We start from the raw sequence: 22,486 nt of genomic DNA, 5'->3' as shown, positions 1-22,486 counted from the left end.
GTCTGCGGGTCAACCTTCAGCTCGACCAGCACAGGGGGCACATCTTGACGGCCTGGACCGTCATGCTGCGTGGCATCAGATACCGGGCCGGCCGGTCGTTCGTGGTCTTCCTCCTCGCCGTGACGGCGACCACGGCGGCCGTGCTGGCACCCGCGTACAGCCGTGCCGCGCAGCAGTCCGTGCTCACCGACGGCCTGTCCGCAGCGTCCACCGACGCGACCGGGCTGACCGTCGGGGCAAAGGGCACCGCAGACAGCGCCGCGTTCAAGGACCTCGCCGAGATCCGGCTGGCCATGAACACCGCGCTCACCAAGGACCAGCTGCTCGCCGACCGGCTCGACCTGCCGGTGGCGGCCATCGACACGGAGGTCACCTTCGGTGACGTGGGCGCCAAGCTCGCGTACCGCGACAACGCCTGCTACCACCTGACGATCGACGGCGACTGCCCGGACAACCCCGGCGAGGTCGCGGTCAGCAAGCGCACCGCCACGGCCCGCGACCTCAAGGTCGGCGACCGGCTCACGGTCCGCATGGGCCCGGCGACCGGCGGGCACGACCGGACGTTCACCATCCGCGGCCTCTACACCCCGACCGACGGCGACGCCGCGTACTGGGGCCGCACCTCCTACTTCAGCGCGGCCGCCGGCGGCGACGGCGAGCGGGCCGACGCCCTGTTCTCGATGACCGAGGACGACCTGCGGCTGGAGCGCATGGCGACCCTGGCGACCCGCCTGGAGTACCCGCTGCGCGCCGACCGGGTCCGGCTCGACGACGTCGCCGGGCTCCGAGACGGCATCCAGACCCTGGGCGACCGGCTGCGCGGCCAGGAGCTGGAGGTGACCACCACCCTGCCCGCGGTCCTGCGCGACATCGACACCGACCGGGCCAGCATCGGGCGCACCGCACCGGTCATCGCCGTGCCGCTGCTGCTGCTGTGCTGGTTCGTGCTGTTCCTGCTGGTCGCCTCGCTGACCGACGAGCGGGCGCCGGAGATCGCCCTGGCCAAGCTGCGCGGCTACCCGGCCGGGCGGGCGACCAGGTTCGGCCTCGGCGAGGTGCTGCTGCTGATCGTGGCCGCGGTGCCGGTCGGCATCGCCGCCGGGCTGCTGCTCGTGCAGGCCGCCGCCGGTGCGCTGCTCGCCGGCGGGGTCCGGGTGGAGGTGCGCTGGCCGGTGTTCGCCGCGGCCGGTGTCGCGCTGGCCGCCGGGCTCGCCGCCGCCGTCCTCGCCGGCCGGCAGACCCTCGCCCGGCCCGTCCTCGGCCTGCTGCGGCGGGTCCCGGAGCGGGGCGGCTGGCGGGCCGGCGCCGCGGAGGGCGTCGTCGTGGCGCTCGCCGTGGCGAGCCTCGCCGCCGCCGTCAACGACCGCGGCTCCCCGCTGGCCCTGCTCGCGCCGCCGCTGCTCGCGGTCGTCGTCGGCGTCGCCGCCGCCCGGCTGCTCGGCCTGTGGTCGAACGCCCGGCTGCGCATCGCCCGGCGGCGCGGCCGGATCGTGCCGCTGCTGTCCGCCGCGCAGCTGTCGCGCCGCCCCGGCGGGCAGCGGCTCGTCGTCGTGGTGACGGTCGCGGTGGCGCTGCTGACGTTCGCCGCGACCGCGTGGGACGCCGCCGCGCAGGCCCGCCGCGACGTCGCCGACGACACGGTCGGCGCGCAGCGGGTCCTCACCGTCGCCGCCGACCACCCGTCGGCCCTGGAGGCGGCGGTCGACCGGGCAGACCCGGGCGGGCACGCCATGGCCGTGGTGCGGGCCAGCCAGCGCTTCGACAACGCCCCCGTCGAGCTGGTGGGCGTGCAGTCGGGGCGGCTCGCGGACGTCGCCGTCTGGCGCGGGCGCTCCCGTGCCGACGTCGGCGAGCTGGCCGCGCGCCTGCACCCGGACGTCGCGGCACCGCTGCGGGTCGGCAGGGACCTCGCCGCCGACATCACCGTCGACGCGCTGCCGGCCAGGCCGGCACTGCGGGTCGCCGCGATCGTCGCCGCGCCGGGCCAGCCGCCCCGCACGGTGACGCTCGGCGGGCTGAGCAAGGGCGCGAAGTCGTACCACGCCACCCTCAACGGCTGCGCGAACGGCTGCCGCCTCGTCGGCCTGGCCGTCGGGCGGGCCGCCGGCGGCAGCGAACCCTTCGCGGTCAGCGTCACCGTGCGCGGCCTGCAGAGCGACGGCGGGCCCCTCGCGCCCGGCTTCGACCTCGCCGGCCGCTGGCAGCCCCGGCACTCCGGCGGCGGCGCGCAGGTCACGGTCCGGCCCGGCGCGGCGCTCGGCGTCGACGTGTCCGGCAGCGATCCCGCCGACGCCGTCGTCGAGCACGTCGACACCCCCGCCGCGCTGCCCGCGGTGCTCGCCGGTGGCGCGCCCGCCGACGACGCCGCGGCGGCGACGTTCCGGCTGCCCGGCTTCTCCGACCAGCCGCAGCCGTTCACGGTCGCGGCGCACGCGGCCAGCCTGCCGAGGGCGGGCCGGCGCGGGGTCCTCTTCGACCTCGACTACGCCACCCGGATGGCCGAGCGCGGCGCCAGCCTCGCCGACAACGCCACCCTGCGCTACGAGGTGTGGGCCTCCGCCGCGGCGCCCGCGGACCTCGACCGGCGGCTCGCCGCGGCCGGGGTACAGGTGCTGCGCACGGAGACCATCGACGGGCAGCTCTCGCAGCTGGCCCGCCGCGCGCCGGCCCTCGGGCTGTGGCTCTACCTGCTCGCCGGGGGCGCCGCGATCCTGCTCGCGATCGGCGTCGTGCTGCTCACCGCGTACGTGGGTGTCCGCGCCCGCCTCTACGAGCTCGCCGCGCTGCGGGTCGCCGGGGTGCGGGCCGGGCAGCTGCGCCGGGCGGTGTTCCGGGAGTACCGGGCGCTGCTGGGCCTGCCGCTCGTGGTCGGTCTCGGGGCCGGCCTGGTCGGCGCGATGGTGATGCTGCCCGGGATCCCGCTCGTGACGGTCGGGGTCGCCGCGCCCGTCACCGTCCGGCCCGGCGCGGGCGCCCTGCCGGTGGCGGCCGGCGTCATCGTGATCGGGTTGTCGGCGGCGGTACTGATGGTGCTGCGGCTGATGGGCCGCGCCACGCCGGAGCGACTGCGGGACGGTGCCCAGTGACCGGGCTGTCGGTGACGTGTCGTGGGCTGGTGTACATCTACCGGCTGGAGGGCTACGACGTGGTGGCGCTGTCCGGGGTCGACCTGGACATCGCCCCGGGCGAGTCGGTGGCGCTGCTCGGCCCGTCCGGGTCGGGCAAGTCGACGCTGCTGTCGCTGCTCGCCGGCCTGCTGCCGCCGTCGGCGGGGCGGGTGAGCGTCGGCGAGCACGACCTGGCCCGGGCCACCCCGGCGCAGCTGCAGCAGCTGCGGGCCACCGACGTCGGGGTGGTGCTGCAGGGCGCGTCGCGCAACCTGCTGCCGTACCTGACCGCGGAGCAGAACGTGCGCTTCGCCCAGCGCGGCGTGCCCGGCGACCGGCGCCGGCAGCTGCCGGACCCGCGCGAGGTCCTCGCCACGGTCGGGCTGAGCGGGCGGGGACGCAACCGGCAACGGCCGCAGCGACTCTCTCCTGGTGAGCGTCAACGGTTGGCGCTCGCCGTCGGGCTGGCCGCCCGGCCGGGACTGCTGCTCGCCGACGAGCCGACCAGCCAGCTCGACAGCCACGCCCGCGACGAGGTGCTCCTCGCCCTGGACGCGGTGCGAAGGGCCGGCACGACCGTGGTCGTCGTGACGCACGACCCGGACGTCGGCCGGCGGATGGGCCGCACCGTCACCATCCGCGACGGCCGGGTCGGCGCGGAGGGCCGGCGTGGAGAGGACTACGCGGTGGTGGGTCGCGACGGTACGGTGCACCTGCCGCAGGACGCGCTGCGCCTGCTGCCGCCCGGTTCGCTGGTCGGCGTGGAGCCGCAGGCCGACGGCACGGTGCTGCTGGTGCCCGCCAGGTCCCCGGTGATGTCGCAGATGTTGGAGGACATGCAGTGAAGACGTTGACGGTCGACGGCGTCACGGTGGCGTACGAGCGCGACCACCCGGTGCTGCGCGACGTGTCGGTGGTCGTCTCGCCGGGGCAGATCCTCGCCGTCACCGGCCCGTCCGGGGCCGGCAAGACGACGCTGCTGTGGGCGATGGCGGGTCTGCTGCGCCCCGCCGCCGGGGTCGTGGCCGTCGACAGCACGCCGCTGCGGGACCGTGACCACGCCGTGGCGGAGAAGGTCGTGCTGATCCCGCAGGACAACGGGCTCGCCGCGATCCTGACCGCGCAGGAGAACATCCAGGTGGCGATGATCGCCGGCGGTGCGGCACCGGCGGACGCCCGGCGGGCGACCGTGTCCTCGCTGGAGCGGCTCGGCCTCGCCGGCCAGGCCGACCAGCTGGTCGAGGAGCTCTCCGGCGGCCAGCAGCAGCGCACCGCGATCGCCCGCGGGCTGGCCCTGCACGGTGACGTGGTGCTCGCCGACGAGGTGACCAGCGAGCTGGACTCCACCAACCGGCAGAAGGTCATGGAGCTGCTGCAGGAGGAGGCCCGCCGGGGCGCGGCGGTCGTCTTCGCCACGCACGACCCGGAGGCCGCCGCCGCCTGCGACCGGGAGCTGCACCTCTCCGACGGGGTGGCCCAGCTGGTCCGCTGAACGGACCCTGCCTGCGGTGGCCAGGCGCGGGTACGCTCGCGCTCGGCCACCGACCCAGGGGAGGAGCAGCAATGACCGAGGTGACCGCGGGCATCCCCGCGCAACGCACCGATGTGGACGACCCCGACATGACCGGCGACGCGCTGTCCGTCGAGCCCGCCGCCCCGGGTTCCGTGGCGGGCACCACCGCCGAGCGGGTCGGCGCCTTCGCCTCCGACGCCGCCGACCGGGTCGGTGAGCTGGCCTCGACGACCGCCGCCGCGTCCGGCCGGATCGCCGCCCAGGTCGTCGACCGGCTGCGCAACAGCGCCGAGCTCACCGCCGAGCGGGGCACCACCACCATCGCCGACGAGGTGGTCGAGAAGATCGCCGGCATCGCCGCGCGGGAGGTGCCCGGCGTCTACGACCTCGGCGGCGACGTCGCCCGGGTCTTCGCCTCGGTCCGCGACCGGATCGGCCTCGGCGACGGCGAGGAGCGCGAGAGCGGCAACCGCGGCGTGCAGGTCCGCCTGGAGGGCCGCAGCGCCGCCGTGCGGGTCACCCTCGTGATCGAGTACGGCTTCGTGCTCTACTCCGTCGCGGAGAAGGTCCGCGCCAACGTCATCGGCGCGGTGGAGAATCTGCTGGGGCTCGAGGTCACGTCCGTGGACATCGTCGTGGACGACGTGCACGTGAGCGACACGCTGCCCGAGTCGGCGGCCGCGTCGGCCGCGTAGCGCCGGGGCGTCACAGCGTCGCGGAGGGTGGGAGTTGTCCCACCCTCCTTAGCGATCGTTCAGGAAGCGCCTACCATCGACGGTGAGACGGACACCCCGATCACCCGAGGAGCGCCGACACCCGATGGACGCCCACGACATCGCCGAGGGCCGCGCCCGCTGGCAGCGCCGCTACGACGAGGCCCGCAAGCGCGACGCCGACTTCACCACCCTGTCCGGGGCCCGGGTCGACCCGGTCTACGGGCCGCCCGAGGGCGCCGACGTGCCCGGCTTCGAGCGCATCGGCTGGCCGGGCGAGTTCCCGTACACCCGGGGGCTGTACGCGACCGGTTACCGCGGCCGCACCTGGACGATCCGGCAGTTCTCCGGCTTCGGCAACGCCCAGCAGACCAACGCCCGCTACAAGATGCTGCTCGGCGCCGGCGGTGGCGGGCTCTCCGTCGCCTTCGACATGCCCACGCTGATGGGGCGCGACTCCGACGACCCGCAGTCCCTCGGCGAGGTCGGCCACTGCGGCGTGGCCATCGACTCCGCCGCCGACATGGACGTGCTCTTCGACGGCATCCCGCTCGCCGACGTCACCACGAGCATGACGATCTCCGGCCCGGCGGTCCCGGTCTTCTGCATGTACCTGGTGGCCGCCGAGCGCCAGGGCGCCGACCTGCGCGGGCTGGACGGCACCCTGCAGACGGACATCTTCAAGGAGTACATCGCGCAGAAGGAGTGGCTCTTCCCGCCCGAGCCGCACCTGCGCCTCATCGGCGACCTGATGGAGTACTGCGGCACGCAGATCCCGCGCTACAAGCCGCTGTCCGTCTCCGGCTACCACATCCGCGAGGCCGGCGCGACCGCCGCGCAGGAGCTCGCCTACACCCTCGCCGACGGCTTCGGGTACGTGGAGCTGGGCCTGTCGCGCGGGCTGGACGTCAACCGGTTCGCGCCGGGGCTGAGCTTCTTCTTCGACGCGCACATCGACTTCTTCGAGGAGATCGCCAAGTTCCGCGCCGCGCGGCGGATCTGGGCCAGGTGGTTGCGCGACGTGTACGGCGCCACCAGCGAGAAGGCCCTGTGGCTCAAGTTCCACACGCAGACCGCCGGGGTGTCGCTGACCGCGCAGCAGCCGTACAACAACGTGGTCCGCACCGCGGTCGAGGCGCTCAGCGCGGTTCTCGGCGGCACCAACTCGCTGCACACCAACGCGCTGGACGAGACCCTCGCGCTGCCCACCGACGAGGCCGCCGAGATCGCCCTGCGCACGCAGCAGGTGCTGATGGAGGAGACCGGCGTCACCAATGTCGCCGACCCGCTCGGCGGATCCTGGTACGTCGAGGCCCTCACCGACCGCATCGAGGCCGAGGCGGAGGCGATCTTCCAGCGCATCCGGGACATGGGCGGCGACGGCACGATCACCGCCGGCATCCTGCGCGGCATCGAGGACGGCTGGTTCATGTCGGAGATCGCCGACAGCGCCTTCGTCTACCAGCAGGCCCTGGAGAAGGGCGACAAGCGGGTCGTCGGCGTCAACGTGCACACCGGCTCGCTGACCCGGGACCTGGACATCCTGCGGGTCTCCCACGAGGTCGAGATCGAGCAGAACAAGCTGCTCGCCACCCGGCGCACCGAGCGCGACAACGACCTGGTGCGGCGGCGGCTCGAGGAGATGGTGGCGGTCGCGCGTACCGGCGGCAACATGATCCCGTCGATGCTGGACGCGTGCCGGGCGGAGGCGACGCTCGGCGAGATCTGCGGGGCACTCAAGGACGAATGGGGCATCTACCGGGAGCCCGCCCGCTTCTAGACCGCGTTACCTGATCGCAATGCAACCGGTGCCTCCCCCGGCTGGTCTACCTACGAACGACCTTGACCGACGGGGGAGGGGCCTTGCTGGCACTCGTGCTCGCAGCGTTGCGGGCCCGGCGGGCGCAGGCGGTGACGCTGCTGCTGCTGAGCACGCTCGCCGCGGCCGCCGCGGCCGCCGCGCCCTGGTACGTCCTGGCGTCCACGGAGGGTATCGCGACCCGCCACGTGGAGGCCGCGCCGATTCAGGAGCGGTCCCTGGAGACGGTCGGGCAGGGTCCCGCGGAGGGCGACATCGCCGCCCAGCTGGAGGCGACCGCCGCGCTCACCGCCTCCGTCGTGGAGCTCGGCGGGTTCGTCAGCTACACGCAGGCGTACGTCGAGGGGTCGCTGATCGCGGCCACGGCGCAGGACAACGGCGCGACCCGGGGCGTGAAGCGGGAGACCGACTCGCCGCTCACCCTGCGCACCGGCGCCTGCGAGAAGGCCAGGATCGAGGGCCGCTGCGCCACCGGCGCCGACGAGGTGATGCTGAGCTACCGCACCGCCCGCTGGCTGGGCGCGAAGCCCGGCGACCCGATCACCTTCGACGCGACCTCCGGCGTGGGGGTGGAGCAGTTCACCGTCACCGGCATCTACCGGCCGCTCGACCCGCTCGACCCGTTCTGGACCAGCAACGCCCTGCTGATCGCGGCGGACCTGCCGGTCGGCGCGCCGCCGGAGATCACCGAGCCCGTCGACGACGCGGTGCTGGTCGGCCCGGCCGTGTTCGACAAGCTGCGCCCCTCCCAGATCCGCACGATCGTCGACATGGTCGCCGAGCCGGAGCTGTTCGTCGACAACTCCCCGTCGGAGGTCCGCGCCTTCCTCGACGCGGCGTCGGTCAAGGCCGCCAACAACCGGCTGACCATGTACACCAGCCTCTACGCCACCGTCGACCGGGTCGAGCGCGACCGGCAGCTGGTCGGCCTCGGCGTCCCCGTCGGCGCGTTCCAGCTGCTGCTGCTGTGCTGGTTCGCGCTGTACCTGGCGGTCAAGTACACCGGCGAGGAACGCCGTCCGGACGTCGGCCTGGTCAAGCTGCGCGGCGCCACCCGCGGGCGCACCTGGGCGCTCATCGGCGGGCAGAGCGCGGTGCCGATGCTGGCCGGCGCGCTGGTCGGGCTGCCGCTGGGCTACCTTGTGGCGACCTCGGTCACCGGCACGATCAAGGACGCGACGGTGGTGCGGCAGGCTACCGCGCTGTCCCTGCAGGCGGTCGTGGTCGCCGTCCTCGGCGCCCTGGCCGCCGCCATGCTCGCCGAGCGGCGCTCGCTCGGGGCGAGCGTCGCGGAGCTGCTGCGCCAGACCCCGGGCAAGGCCCGGGCGTGGCGTGACCTGTTCGACCTGGTGCTCGTCATCGTCGCCGGGATCGCCCTGTACCAGGTGAGGCACCGCGCCTCCGGCGACGCCGCGGGGCTCGCGCTGCTGGCGCCGGGCCTCGCCGCGCTCGCCGGTGCCCTGGTCGCGTCCCGCGCGATCACCGCCGTCGCCGGGCGGCTGGTCGAGGGGGCGCTGCGGCACGGCCGGCCGGCCCGCGCGCTCACCGCGATCTACCTGGCCCGCCGGCCCGGCGTGCACCGGCTCGCCGCACTCATGATCGTGACGGTGGCGCTGCTCGGCACGTCGTACGTCACCTGGGACGCCGGCAAGCGCGCCGGGCACACCCGCGCCGAGCTGGAGGTCGGCGCCGACCGGGTGCTCACCGTCCGCGCCGAGAACCGGCTCGCCCTGCTCCAGGCGGTCCGCGCCGCCGACGAGTCCGGCCGGTACGCGATGGCGGCGGTCCAGTCGCTGCGCTCCGGCCAGGACCGGGTCCTGCTCGTCGACGCGCCGCGCCTGCCCGCCGTCGCGGCGTGGCGGCCCGAGTACGGGATGGGCGCCAGGCAGGCCGCCGCGGCGCTGCACCCGCCGGCCCCCGACCCGATCATGATCACCGGTGGGGAGCTGGCCTTCGACCTGGACGTGCGCGTCACCGCGGTCGAGCGGGGCCGCACGCTGTTCTTCGAGGCGGTGCTCGCCGACCCGGCCGGCAACCGCGTCGTCGCCCGGGTCGGCCCGCTGCAGGAGGGCGCCGCGGTGCTCAAGGCGCCGGTCCCGGCCTGCGCAACGGCGCCCGGCTGCCGGCTCAGCTCCCTGGCCATCACGCAGAGCACCCTGGAGCAGAAGGTCTTCTTCGCCGCCCGGCCCGGCATCGAGGTCACCGTCCGCGGCCTGTCGGACGGCCGCCCCGCGGTGACCACCGACTCCCTCGCGGACCGCTCCCGGTGGCGGCTGGCCGTGTCACCGGCGCCACCGAACCTCATCGTGACGCCGACCGGCGGCGGGCTGCTGCTGCGGGTCGCGCCGATCCGGCCCGGCCCCGCCGCCGACGCCGGCGTCTACCCGGTCGACACGCCCGCGCCGCTGGCCACCATCCGGGCCCGGAAGCTGCAGAGCCGCATCGCCGGTGACCAGCGCGTCACGTACGGCTCGGCGTCGATCGCCGAGCACGTCGCCGGCGCCGCGACCCGCCTGCCACGCCTCGGCGAGCAGGGGGTGCTCGCCGACCTCGAGTACGCCGACCGGCTCGGCGCCGACTTCGGCGCGGGCGAGTCGATGCAGGTCTGGATCGCCCCCGGCGCGCCGTCCGACCTGCGCGCCCGGCTGGAGGCCCGCGGGCTGATCGTGCTCGGCGAGGAGTCCATCGAGGACACCGCCGCCCGGTACGCGTCCTTCGGCCCGCCGCTGACCCTGCAGTTCATGCTGCTGTCGGCGGTCCTCGGGGTGGCGCTCGCGGTGGGCGCGGCCTTCGTGGTCGCCGCCGTCGAACGCCGGCCGCGCGCCCGCGAGCTGGCCGCGATGCGGATCCAGGGCGCGCCGGCGCGCGTCGTGCAGCGCGTGGCCGTCGAGGGGTACCTCATCCTCGTCGGCGTCTCCCTGGTCACCGGGGTCCTGCTCGCCGTGCTCATCCGCGCCTACGTCGGCGACGTCCTGCCGTACTTCGCCGATGGATGGAGCGCACCATGACCGGTCCGGAGCGCAGTGGAGGGGCCGGGCATCATCGGCGCAGTCTTGGATCACGGCGGCGCCGGAGCGCAGCGGAGGTGACGCCGTGATCAGTCTCGTGCTGTCGATGATCCGGGCCCGTCCCGGGCAGGCGGTCACCGCCTTCGTGCTGGCGATGTTCGCCATGGCGGCCGCGGTCAGCGCGCCCGTCTACGTCGCCACGGCCGACCGTGCCGTGGTGGCGAGCGAGGTCGAGGCCGCGCCCGTCGCCGAGCTGGTGGTGCAGGCGCGCCGCGACGCCAAGGCGGGCGACCGCGCGTTCGAGGACCTGGTGCCGAAGGTGTTCACCTTCCCCGGGTTCAGCTCGGTCTTCAGCGTCGAGTTCAACACGTACGTGCAGAGCGCCACGCCGGGCGTCGAGCCGGTCGCGCCGCGGATGGTGTACCGCGACGACGCGTGCGCGCACGTGCGCCTCATCGAGGGCCGCTGCTTCATCAGCCAGAGCGAGATCGTGCTCAACCGGCAGAGCATGGACCAGCTCAAGACCAAGGTCGGCGGCACGCTGGAGGTCGCCGCCGGCGCGTACGACGCCGAGGGCCGCGAGTGGATGCCCACCGGCGCGTTCGGCACGATGACCGTCGTCGGCGTCTACGAGCCGCTGGACAAGACCGAGCAGTACTGGGCCGACTTCGACTACTTCGACGAGCGCCCCTCCGACCGGCTCGTCACCGCGCCGATCCTGGCCGGCCGGCTCACGCTGGAGTCGGTCGAGCGGGTCACCGAGAAGCAGGCCCTCGACGTGGTGATCGACCACGGCGCGATCACCGGCGAGAGCCTGGCCGCGGTCAACGCCGCCGTGGAGAGCGGCCGGTCGCAGCTGGTCGGGCTGTCCGGGGCGCCGACGGTGAAGGCCGACCTGCCGCAGCTGCTGCAGCGGATCGAGCGCAACCGCAGCCTCGTCGCGCAGGTGGTGCCGGTCGCCGCGGTGCCGCTGGTGCTGCTGTGCTGGTTCGTGCTGTTCGTCGCGGTCGCGTCGGCCACCGCCGAACGCCGGCTCGAGCTCGGGCTGCTGTCGCTGCGCGGCGCCACGTTCCCGCGCCGCTGGTGGCTCGCCGCCGGCGAGAGCATCGTGCCGATCCTGTTCGGCGGCGCCGCCGGCTTCCTGCTCGGCCACTACCTGGTCCGCTTCGCCGCCTGGCTGCTGCTGAGCAGCAGCGGCGACGTCCCGCTGTCCGCCGGCGCCAACCGCTGGGCGGTGGTCGCGCTGGTCGGCGCCGTCCTCGCCGCGGTGCTCGCCCAGCGCGCCGAGCTCGCCAAGCGGACCATCGACCTGCTGCGCAACGTGCCCAGCCGGCTGTCGCGCTGGGGCGCGCCGGTCTTCGAGGTCGCCGTGGTCGTCCTCGCCGTCGTCGCCGTGCTGCAGCTGCGCGAGGGCGACGGCGGCCTGACCGGCTTCGCGGTCTTCGGCCCGTCCCTGGTCGTCATCGCGTTCGGCCTGCTCGCCGCCCGCGGCGTGCTGCCGCTCGCCGAGCGCAGCGGCCGGCGGGCCCTGCGCCGCGGCCGGATCGGCCCGACGCTCGCCGCGTACGCGATGGCCCGCCGCCCCGGCAGCCAGCGGATCCTCGCCCTGTTCGTGGTCGCGGTCGCCCTGGCGTGCTTCGCGACGACCGCGGCGACCGCCTCCGACGACAACCGCGACACCCGCATCCGGGTGGAGCAGGGCGCCGACCGGGTCCTCACCGTCGAGCCGGTCGGCCGCACCCAGCTGCTCGGCAAGGTCCGGGCGATCGACCCGGCCGGCGACTTCGCCATGGCCACGGCGATGCTGCCGCCGCCGGACGACTCCGGCGTGCCGCCGATGCTCGCGGTGGACTCCTCGCGCCTCGCCCGGGTCGCGCTGTGGAACGACCCGCACCTCACCGCCGCGGAGGCCGCCGCCGCGCTGCGGCCCGACGTGGCACGCGACAGCCTCATCGTCGACAACAAGGACGTGTCGATCGACATCACCGTCGACAAGCTCGTCGACGCCTTCCGCGTCCGGTTCGTCGTCGTGGCGGTGCCGCTGGACGGCTCCACCGTCGGCGAGGTCGACTTCGGCGCGCCGCAGCTGGGGCGGCACACGTACACGAGAAACCTGCCGATGTGCGTGAACGGGTGCCGCTTCGCCGCGCTGCAGATCAGCCAGCCGGAGGGGCGCGGCTTCGACGCCACGATCACCCTGCACGGCATGACCCAGCGCGGGGAGCGGCTCACCACCTTCGGCACCGCCGGCGAGTGGCGCGTCCCGGAGACCCCCGGCCCCCGGCTGATCGTGCCCGACCTCGACCTCATCGGCGACGGGCTGCGCATGGAGGTGTCCAACTACAAGGGCGCCGACGTCGCGTTCCGCCTCCTGCCGACCGACTTCCCCTCGCCGCTGCCCGTCGTCATGGCGCGCACCGCCGGCATCGGCGACCACATGTCCGGCTTCGACCAGACCAGGGTCTCCGTCAAGGTCGACGGCGAGGTGGGGCAGATCCCGCGGATGGGGGTGCGCGGCGGCCTCGTCGACCTCGAGTACATCGACCGCATCTCCAGCGGCGGCGGCGACACGCTGCAGCCGCAGATCTGGCTCAACGACCGAGCGCCCGCCGACATCCTGGACCGCGTCGCGGCGCAGGGCCTCGTGGTCATGTCCGACCAGCGGCTCGGGCCGCGCCGCGCCGCGCTGGACGAGCAGGGGCCGGCGGTCGCGCTGCGCTTCCACGAGCTGGCCGCGGGCCTCGCGGTGCTGCTCGCCGGCGGCGCCCTGTGGCTCGTCACCGCCCTGGACCGGCAGCGCCGCCGCGGGGAGCTGCGGGCGCTGCGGGCGCAGGGCGTCGCCCGCCGGGACGCGTCGGCCAACGGGTACCTGGCGCTCGTCGGCACGGCGGCGGTCATCGGACCGTTCGCGGCTCTGGCAAGCTGGCTCCTGGTGCGCGAACATCTTCCGGTGTTCACCGACGACCCCGGCACCTTCCCGGTGCCGATCTGGCCGTCACCGCTCCCGGTCGCCGCCGCCTGGGCGGCGTCCGTCCTCGCCCTCACCGGTGTGGCGCTCCTCGCCGGTGCCCGGCTCCGTGCCGCGACCAGACAGCGATAGATGGGGGACTGCTCATGAACGGGTTGGCGGTGGCCTGCCGGCGGGTCGTGCACATCTACCGTGCCGAGGCGGGTGACGTCGTGGCCCTCGCCGGCGTCGACCTGTCGATCGGCCCGGGGGAGACCCTGGCCCTGGTCGGGCCGTCCGGCTCCGGCAAGTCGACGCTCATCGCGCTGCTGGCCGGGCTCATGCGGCCCTCCGCCGGCAGGGTCAACATCGGCACCTACGACATGGGCAAGCTCTCCGACGGCGAGATCGCCCGCCTGCGCGGCACCGAGATCGGCGTGGTGCTGCAGGGCGCGGCCCGCAACCTGCTGCCGTACGCGACGCTGCACCGCAACATCTGGCTCGCCCAGCGGCGCGCGGCCCGCACCGAGGGCATCAAGCTCGACGACCCGGACCGCATCCTCGACCTCGTCGGCCTGCCCGGCCTCGGCCGCGCCCGCATCGACGAGCTGGCGCCCGGCGCCCGCCAGCGCGCCGCCCTCGCCGTGGGCATCGCCGCCGGGCCCGGCCTGCTGCTCGTCGACGAGCCGACCAGCCAGCTCGACACCGCCGGCCGGGACGAGGTCCTCGAGGCGCTGGAGACCGTCAACCAGGAGCGCAACACCACCATCGTCGTGGTCACCCATGACGGTGACGTCGGCACCCGCCTGGGCCGGGCCGTGACCATCCGCGACGGCCGGGTCGGCGCCGAGGGCCGCGACGGGCAGGACTTCGCCGTCGTCGCCGGGGACGGCACCGTCCAGCTGCCGCCGGAGGTGCTCGGCGACTTCCCGCCCGGCACCCTCTTCACCGTCGAGCACATCGACGGCGCCGTCACCCTGGTGGCGGGTGGATCCGACCGGTCACTTGCGGCAGATCACTTGGGGCACGTGCAAAACTAGCTCCATGAGCGACCCAAGGCAGACCCAGTCGATCTTCACCCGCGGGGCGGTGGACCTCGGCGCCCTGGCCCGGAGCAATCAGGCCGCGGCGCAGCGATCTGCCCAACCAGCTGCCGCGCCGAGCTCGGCGTTCGTGTTCGACGTCACCGAGACCAGCTTCCAGGACGCGGTCCTGCAGCGCTCGGTCACCACCCCCGTCGTCCTGGACTTCTTCGTCCAGGGCAGCCAGCCGCACCAGCAGTTCTCGCCGCTGCTGGAGAAGCTGGCCGCCGACGGCGGGGGCGCCTGGCTGCTCGGCCGGGTCGACATCGAGGCCAACCCGCGGCTGGCCCAGATGTTCCGCATCCAGGGCATCCCGTTCGTCGTCGCGATCGTCGGCGGGCAGCCCGTCGACGCGTTCAACCAGATGCTGCCCGAGACCCACCTGCGCCAGTGGATCGACGCGGTCCTCAAGGCCGCCGGCGTCGAGGTGCAGCGCGGCGAGGACCCGCGGCTGCTGGCCGCCGACGACGCGCTCATGGACGGCGACCTCGACACCGCCGAGCAGGCGTACCGCAACATCCTCGCCGACACCCCGGCCGACCCGGTCGCCGAGTCCGGGCTGGCCCAGGTCGCCCTGCTGCGCCGCACCAGCGGGCTCGACCCGGCGGCGGTCCTCGCCGCGGCGCAGGAGGCCGCCGACGACGTGCCCGCGCAGCTGCTCGCCGCCGACATCGAGGTGCTGACCGGTCAGGCCGAAGCCGCCTACCGCCGCCTCATCGACCTTGTCCGCCGCACCCCCGGCGACGACCGCGAGACGGTGCGCAAACACCTCGTCTCGCTGTTCACCGTCGCGGGGCCCGACGACCCCGCGGTCGCCAAGGCCCGCCGGGCGCTGGCGAGCGCGCTGTTCTGAGCCGGGGCGGGATGCGCCGGATCGCCGTCGTCGACGCACCGAGCAACCTGGGGTTGCGGCCACCGACCGCAACCTCGGTCCCCGGCTGCGCGAAAGCCCCCGGCGCGCTGCGCGACAGCGGACTGCTGGCCCGGCTGGGCGCCCGCGACGCGGGGTGCATCACCCCGCCGCGCTACGACCCGGCCGGCTGGCAGCCCGGCGACGGCGTCGCCCAGGCCGACGAGATCGCCGTCTTCGTCCGGCGGCTGGCCGACCGGATCGGCGCCATCCTCGCCTCGGGTGACTTCCCGGTCGTCCTCGGCGGCGACTGCTCGATCCTGCTCGGCGCCGGCCTGGCGATGCGGCGGTACTCCGCCGATCTCGCCGGCCGGGTCGGCCTGGTCTACGTCGACGGCCACTCCGACTTCCGCCACGAGGGCAACGCCTCCTACGTCGGTGCGGCGGCCGGGGAGGCCCTCGCCCTGGCCACCGGCCGCGGTCAGGGCAACCTCGCCTCCATCGAGCAGCGCCGCCCCTACTTCCGCGACGTCGACGTCGTGCTGCTCGGCATCCGTACCCACGACGAGTACCGCCTCGACCTGCAGGCCGCCGGGATCGTCGCCCGGGCGGTGCCGGAGCTGCGCTCGCACGGCGCCGCCCGCTCCGCCCAGTGGGCCCGCGAGCAGCTGCGCGACTGCGCCGGCTTCTGGGTCCACGTCGACGTCGACGTGCTCGACCCGGCGGTCATGCCGGCCGTCGACGCGCCGGACGTCGGCGGGATCGCCTACCGGGAGCTGGAGATCCTGCTCAGCGGCCTGGTCTCGGACCCGCGCTGCGTCGGTGTGCAGGTCACCGTCTTCGACCCGGACTACGACCCCGACGGGCAGTACGCGCGCGAGGTCACCGACGTCCTGGTCGCCGGCCTGGAGCCGCTGGTGACGTCCGCCGCGCTGGCCGCCACGGACGTCGCCCCGGTGGTGTCCGGGCCGCCGCTGCAGGCCCCGCCCGCCGAGCCGTTCGCGCCGGTGGCCGAGGCGCTGGACCCGCCGTTCGCGCCGGTGGCCGAGGCGCTGGACCCGCCGTTCGTGCCGGCGGCCGAGGCGCTGGACCCGCCGTTCGTGCCGGCGGCCGAGGCGCTGGACCCGCCGTTCGTGCCGGTGGCCGAGGCGGTGGACCCGCCGCTCGCGCCGGTGGCCGAGGCGGTGGACCCGGGCGAGGAGCCGTTCGAGCCGGTGGCTGAGGCATTGGAGCCGCCGTTCGAGCGGGCGGCAGAGGCAATGGAGCCGCCGTTCGCGCCGGTGGCCGAGGCGCTGGACCCGCCGTTCGTGCCGGCGGCCGACGGGCTGGACCCGGACGGCGAGCCGGTCGGCGCGGACCCGGACGACGTCCCGGTCCAGGCCGTGACCGTCGGGGAGGTCGCCGAGCCACTGGGTGAGCTCTCACCCGAGCCGGCGGATGACCCGGTGGGGGACCCGGCGGCGGCGCAGGCCGGTCCCGAGCTCGACGGGTCGCCCGCCCCCGCGGCGGAGGACGAGCCGCAGGTCGAGGAGTTGTCTGCCTCGGCGGCGCAGGCCGGGCCCGAGCCTGACGGGCCGCCCGCCCCAGCGGCGGACCTGCCCGAGGCGCCCACCGGCACCGAGCCGTCGGGTGACGCCGGCGGTGCGCCTTCCACCGCGGACGGGCCCGGTGCCACGGGGCTCGACCTGCCGCCGGTCGCCTGGGTCGACGTGCGGACCGGCGCGGTGGTCGACCTGGCCGCCGACCGGGGGCTCGGCCGGGACGTCGCGGGCCGGGGTGAGGCGCCGAGGCTGCCGGCGTACAGTCGCGGGGCTGTGATCGGCATCACCACCCGGAAGCCGATCGACGTCGAGGCCACGGCGGAGGCCGGGGCCGCGGACGGCGGCTGGGTCGCCGTCGGCGGTGGGCTCGCGCCGGTGGATGAACCGGGCAAACAGGATGATCTGGATGAGGCCGGCCCGGCGGACGCGGAGGAGCCGGCGGGTGGGGTCGCGGTCGACGACGGCGCCGATCAGGCCGGCGGGGCGCCGCTGTTCGGGCGGCCCGGGCGTAAGGGGCGCCGGGCGCCCAGGCTCGCGCTGACGCTCGCGCCGATCTCGGCGCCGCCGGCGACGGGGCGGCTCGCCCGCCGGGCCGAGCCGCCGCAGGACGAGGCGCCGGTCCAGGACCGCGAGGCCGTGGTGCCGTTCGTGCCGGCGCAGGGCAGGCCGCCGCGGGAGGTCGCCGAGCCGCCCGAGTCGCCGTTGACGGATGTGGTGCCGGCTGCCCGTACACCTGACGAGGGGCGGACACCGAAGCAGCGGTGACGGCCCAGCCCCACCGTGGCGGGGCTGGGCCGTGGACCGTCAGCCGATGGTCTGGAAGAACTTCCCGGCGATCGGCACCGCGGCGGCCGTGCTGGCGCCGCCGTTCTCCACGAAGACGCAGAACGCGATGTCGCCGCGGTAGCCCATGAACCACGAGTGGGTGTGCGCCGGGTCGTTGTCGTACTCGGCGGTGCCGGTCTTGCCGCGCAGGTCGCCCGGGAGGTCCTTGAGCTGGTCGGCGGTGCCGGCGGTGACGACCTCACGCATCATCTGCCGCAGCGAGTCCAGCGCCGCCTGGTCGAGCTGCGGGCCGTCGGCGGCCGGGTTCTTCGGCGCGGGGTCGAGCACCAGCTGCGGCTGCTTCCACTGGCCGCGGGCGATCGCGGCGGCGGCACCGGCCAGGGCGACCGGCGAGGACAGCGTGGTGCCCTGCCCGAACGCGGCGGCGGCCTGCTCGGACTTGGAGCCGTTGGCGGAGACCTTGCCGGTGAACACGTCGACGCCGAGGTCCCACGGGATGCCGATGCCGACGCTCTGCGCGGTCTTGGCCAGGCCGTCCGGGGCGAGCTGCGGCGCGAGGGCGGCGAACGCGGTGTTGCACGACTTGGCGAAGTCGACCCGGAACGGCACGTTGCCGAGCTCCATGTCGTGGGAGTTCTTGAACGTGCGGCCGTCGACGGTGAGGTTCTTCGGGCAGGCGACCGTGGTCTCGCCGGTCATGCCCTTGCTGAGCACGCCGAGCGCGGTGATCGTCTTGAACGTCGAGCCCGGCGGGGTCTGGCCGAGGAGCGCGAAGTTGTTGCCGGCGGCCCCGGGGCCGTTGGCGACCGCGACGATCGCGTTGTCGCTGACGCGGATCGCGACGAGGGCGGAGCGGCGGGTGTCGAGGGCCAGGGCCGCCTCGGCCGCGTTCTGCATGTTGACGTCGAGGGTGAGCTTGATCGCCGCGCCCGGTGCCGCCTCGGTGGTGAAGAGCTTCTTGTCCGGCGTGCCGGTTGGCATCGGCACCACCACGGAGACGCCCGGCTTGCCCTGCAGGTCGGCGTCGTACTTCTGCTGCAGGCCCGACAGCCCGACGACATCGCCGACCTTGTACTTGCCGGGGTTCTTGTCCATGATCTCCTTGGTCACCTCGCCGGACGTGCCGATCAGGGCACGGGCGAACTGGGCCGAGGGGCCGAGGGTCTGCGTCGAGTTGCGGGTGACGACGCCGGGCGTCGAGTTGAGCTTGTTGGCGACGGTGTCGTAGACCTCCTTGCGCAGCGTCACCACCTCGACGAACGCGTCGGGCTTCGCGGACTTCACCCGGTTGGGCAGGTTGGACAGGTCGACCTGCACCTTGGCGGCGGTGAACGCGTCGCCGAGGTTCTTCACCACGATGTTGATGTCGGTGACGGAGCGCGGCTGCACGCCGATGATCACCACGGGCTTGCTGCTCACGATCGGCTGGCCGGAGCCGTCGAGAATGCTGCCGCGGGGACCCGCCGTCTTGCGCACGACGATCTTGTCGTTGGCGTCGAGGTCCGGGTTGATGGTCTTGGCGTTCCAGACGACCGTCCACTGCTTGTCGACGCGCCTGGCGTTGACCGTGGTGTCGTACTCCCAGGTCGAGCCGGCGACCGGCCACTTGACCGTCACCACGGCGCTGGCCTCGTCCTTCTTGACCGCGGGCGCGCCCTTGATGGTCAGCTTGGGCGGGGTCGCCGCGAGATCGCCGGCCACGGTCGTCCACAGCTTCTGCGCGGCGTCGCCGCTGAGCGCTTTGCCGTCCGTGCCCACGAACTTCATCCCGGCGATGTTGCCCTGCTCCCACGCGGCGAGGAACGTCTTCAGCGCGTCGTCCGGTGGCTTGCTGGAGCAGGCGGGCAGGGCGCCCAGCAGCGTCAGCCCGGCGAGGAGGGCGATCATGCGACGAAACGAAACGGCCATGGGGGCGATTCTGCGTCATGAAAGCCACCATCCGCACGCCCCAAGATCGGGTAAGTAGGACAATTGGTATAGGGACCCACCGGTCGATCGGGTAACCGACGATGCCGAACCCGGCTGCCGGGGTATGCACCGATCAGCAATGTCGGGGGGACGTCTTAGGCTGTGCGGGACAACCCACAGCGTCGTGGGTGAGGGGAGAACTGACCGATGAACCGGCCCACGGCAACGGTGCGCACTGCGGTCGCCGAGCCAACGATCGAGGACGACGAGTTAACGCAGACAGTGCCCAATGCCGAGCATCTCGTCGCCGAGGCGGTCGTCCTGGCCGCCGCGCAGGACGTCGACCCGGCACTGGTGGCGCACTACTGGCGCCTCGTCCCCGATGAGGAGCTGGCCAGCTGCCAGGTGTCGAAGATGGTCGCGGCCACGGCGTCGCACCTGGAGCTCGCCGCGCAGCGGGTCCCGGGGGAGCTGAAGCTCCGGCTGGGCCTCAGTGTGACCGGCGGCACGTCGCTGGAGATCGTCACCGACGACATGCCGTTCCTCGTCGACTCCGTCACCAGCGCGCTGTCGGCCCGCAATCTCGACGTCAACCTGCTCGTCCACCCGCTCGTCGTGGTGCGCCGCCAGCCGCTGGGCGCCCTGGAGGGGGTCCGGATCGGGATCGAGCCCGAGGACGCCGCCCCGGGCGACATCGTCGAGAGCTGGATCCGCATCGAGATCGACCGCATCCGCGACGAGCAGGACCTCGAGACGGTCCGCACCGACCTGGCCCGGGTGCTCAACGACGTGCGCGAGGCGGTCGAGGACTGGCCGAAGATGCGCACCCAGGCGCTCACGCTCGCCGACGAGCTGGGCAGCGCCCAGCTGCCGGTGCCCGACAAGGACATCACCGACTCCGTCGAGCTGCTGCGCTGGCTCGCCGACGACCACTTCACGTTCCTGGGCTTCCGGCAGTACAAGCTGGTGAAGGGCGACAACGGCGAGGACCTGCTGCAGGCCGTCCTCGGCACCGGCCTGGGCATCCTGCGCGCCGACCAGCCGCACCCGCGGGTGCTGAGCTCCATGACCGCCGAGGCGTATGCCAAGGCGCTGGAGAAGCGGCTGCTGATCATCACCAAGGCCAACTCCAGGGCGACCGTGCACCGCTCGGCGTATCTGGACTACATCGGGTTCAAGCTCTTCGACGCCGACGGCAACGTGACCGGCGAGAAGCGCTTCCTCGGCCTGTTCTCCTCCGCGGCCTACCGCACCAGCGTGCGGGACCTGCCGGTGGTCAAGCGCAAGGTCGCCGAGGTGGTGGAGCGCTCGGGTCTGTCCCCGCGCAGCCACTCCGGCAAGGACCTGACAACCGGCTGCGCATCCAGCAGATCCTGCTCGCCGAGCTCAACGGCATCGGCGTGGACTACACCACCCGGGTCAGCGAGTCGAAGTTCGCGCGGGTGCACTTCATCGTGCGCACCGAGCCCGGCAACCCGCCCGGCGAGGTCGATGTCGACGACCTGACCGAGCGGCTGTCGGAGGCGACCCGCCTCTGGGACGACGACTTCCGGCTGGTGCTGGAGCGCAAGCTCGACGACGAGCACCAGGCGAAGCTGCTCTACCAGCGCTACAGCGGGGCCCTCTCGGAGACCTACAAGGACGAGCACACGCCGTATGAGGCGGTGAAGGACGTCGCGAAGCTGGAGCTGCTCGACGAGCCCGGGCAGCTCGTCATGCACGTCTACCGGCGCCGCCAGGACGAGAGCGACATCCGGTTCAAGGTGTATCGCTACGGCGAGCCCATGCTGCTGTCCGCGGTCCTGCCGGTGCTGCACTCGCTCGGCGTGCGGGTCACCGACGAGCGGCCGTATGAGATGCACCGCGCCGACGGCACGATCTACCTCTACGACTTCGGGCTGCAGCTGCCCGCCGACTCCCGACCGATCGCCGACGTGCGCCCGCACCTGGAGAACGCGTTCTCCGCGACCTGGCGCGGCGAGGCGGAGGTCGACGGGTTCAACACCCTGGTCATCAAGGCCGGCCTCACCTGGCGCGAGGTCGTCGTGCTGCGCGCCTACGCGAAGTACCTGCGCCAGGCCGGCACCGTGTTCTCCCATGACTACATGGAGTCGACGCTGCTGCAGTACCCGGCGATCGCCTCCAAGCTCGTCGCGCTGTTCGCGGCCCGGTTCGACCCCCGGCTGCCGCTGTCGGAGGAGAGCCGCGCGGTGCAGTCCAAGGAGCTGATCGCGGCGGTGTACTCGCCCCGGTTCGAGGGCGTGCACCTGCGCTTCGGCGCGGTCGCCCGGGGCGGCCTGCGCTGGTCCGACCGGCGGGAGGACTTCCGCACCGAGATCCTCGGCCTGGTCAAGGCGCAGATGGTGAAGAACGCCGTGATCGTGCCGACCGGCGCGAAGGGCGGCTTCGTCCTCAAGCAGCTGCCGGGCGACCGCGACGAGGCCGTCGAGTGCTACCGGCTGTTCATCTCCGCGCTGCTCGACGTCACCGACAACCTCGACGGCGGCAAGATCCTCGCCCCCGCCGACGTGGTCCGCCACGACCCGGACGACCCGTATCTCGTGGTCGCCGCGGACAAGGGCACCGCCACGTTCTCCGACATCGCCAACGAGATCTCCGTCAAGTACGGGTTCTGGCTCGGCGACGCGTTCGCCTCCGGCGGCTCGGCCGGGTATGACCACAAGAGGATGGGCATCACCGCCAAGGGCGCCTGGGAGTCGGTCAAGCGGCACTTCCGCGAGCTGGGCGTCGACACCCAGACCACCGACTTCACGGTGGTCGGCGTCGGCGACATGTCCGGCGACGTGTTCGGCAACGGCATGCTGCTGTCCCGGCACATCCGGCTGGTCGCGGCCTTCGACCACCGGCACATCTTCATCGACCCCACCCCCGACCCGGTGGCGTCGTACGAGGAGCGGCAGCGCCTGTTCGACCTGCCGCGCTCGTCCTGGGACGACTACGACCGGTCGATCATCTCCGCCGGTGGCGGGGTCTACCCGCGCACCGCGAAGTCGATCCAGCTCACGTCCGAGGCGAAGGCGGCGCTGGGCATCCCGGCCGCGCTGACCTCGCTGACGCCCAACGAGCTGATGCACGCCATCCTCGCCGCCCCCGTCGACCTGTTCTGGAACGGTGGGATCGGCACCTACGTCAAGGCCACCAGCGAGTCGCACGCCGACGTCGGCGACAAGGCCAACGACTACCTGCGGGTC

General features: G+C 73.9%; 10 protein-coding genes and 2 pseudogenes. 11 read left to right on the top strand and 1 reads right to left on the bottom strand.

From position 1 onward, the window contains the following. Positions 1-44 precede the first annotated feature (44 nt). The 10 genes and pseudogenes from OP18_RS29125 to OP18_RS60945 all read left to right on the top strand — a co-directional run. Positions 45-3,086, top strand: coding sequence for an FtsX-like permease family protein (locus OP18_RS29125; protein WP_033362287.1), 3,042 nt, complete (start codon positions 45-47; stop codon positions 3,084-3,086). A gap of 26 nt (positions 3,087-3,112) precedes the next feature. After that, complete coding sequence (locus OP18_RS29120; RefSeq protein WP_245635565.1) at positions 3,113-3,952, top strand: ABC transporter ATP-binding protein; 840 nt, start codon at positions 3,113-3,115, stop codon at positions 3,950-3,952. Beyond that, positions 3,949-4,599, top strand: a complete 651-nt coding sequence (locus tag OP18_RS29115) for an ATP-binding cassette domain-containing protein (RefSeq protein WP_033362285.1) — start codon at positions 3,949-3,951, stop codon at positions 4,597-4,599. The genes OP18_RS29120 and OP18_RS29115 overlap by 4 nt, the downstream gene beginning before the upstream one ends. Before the next feature lie 71 nt (positions 4,600-4,670). After that, on the top strand, positions 4,671-5,315 hold the full coding sequence (locus OP18_RS29110) for an Asp23/Gls24 family envelope stress response protein (protein ID WP_245635559.1): 645 nt from the start codon (positions 4,671-4,673) through the stop codon (positions 5,313-5,315). A 124-nt stretch (positions 5,316-5,439) separates the two neighbouring features. Continuing rightward, on the top strand, positions 5,440-7,113 hold the full coding sequence (gene icmA, locus OP18_RS29105) for a coenzyme B12-dependent isobutyryl-CoA mutase large subunit (protein ID WP_033362284.1): 1,674 nt from the start codon (positions 5,440-5,442) through the stop codon (positions 7,111-7,113). Between the two features lie 83 nt (positions 7,114-7,196). Next, positions 7,197-10,160 (top strand): FtsX-like permease family protein, encoded by a 2,964-nt coding sequence (locus tag OP18_RS29100; protein ID WP_033362283.1) that lies wholly within the window; start codon positions 7,197-7,199, stop codon positions 10,158-10,160. Positions 10,161-10,245: 85 nt separating this feature from the next. Next, positions 10,246-13,260 carry an ABC transporter permease gene (locus OP18_RS29095; protein WP_033362282.1) on the top strand — a complete coding sequence of 1,005 codons (3,015 nt, stop codon included), beginning with the start codon at positions 10,246-10,248 and terminating at the stop codon, positions 13,258-13,260. 14 nt (positions 13,261-13,274) lie between these two features. Then, positions 13,275-14,147 carry an ABC transporter ATP-binding protein gene (locus OP18_RS29090; RefSeq protein WP_052387520.1) on the top strand — a complete coding sequence of 291 codons (873 nt, stop codon included), beginning with the start codon at positions 13,275-13,277 and terminating at the stop codon, positions 14,145-14,147. A gap of 4 nt (positions 14,148-14,151) precedes the next feature. Beyond that, the gene (locus tag OP18_RS29085) at positions 14,152-15,042 is read left to right on the top strand and encodes a tetratricopeptide repeat protein (protein WP_033362281.1); all 891 of its coding nucleotides are present in this window, start codon (positions 14,152-14,154) and stop codon (positions 15,040-15,042) included. An 11-nt stretch (positions 15,043-15,053) separates the two neighbouring features. Further along, positions 15,054-15,963 (top strand): annotated as a pseudogene (locus OP18_RS60945) (arginase family protein); the annotation flags it as partial. A 1,421-nt stretch (positions 15,964-17,384) separates the two neighbouring features. On the opposite strand, the gene OP18_RS29075 reads toward OP18_RS60945, so the two are convergent. Continuing rightward, on the bottom strand, positions 17,385-19,274 hold the full coding sequence (locus tag OP18_RS29075; protein WP_033362280.1) for a penicillin-binding transpeptidase domain-containing protein: 1,890 nt from the start codon (positions 19,272-19,274) through the stop codon (positions 17,385-17,387). Between the two features lie 207 nt (positions 19,275-19,481). Between OP18_RS29075 and OP18_RS55680 the strand changes: the two are divergent. Further along, positions 19,482-22,486: pseudogene (locus OP18_RS55680) on the top strand (NAD-glutamate dehydrogenase domain-containing protein); the annotation flags it as partial.

The sequence above is a fragment of the Dactylosporangium aurantiacum genome (assembly GCF_000716715.1).
Classification (GTDB): Bacteria; Actinomycetota; Actinomycetes; order Mycobacteriales; family Micromonosporaceae; genus Dactylosporangium; species Dactylosporangium aurantiacum.
This window is presented reverse-complemented; position numbering and strand designations above follow the sequence as displayed.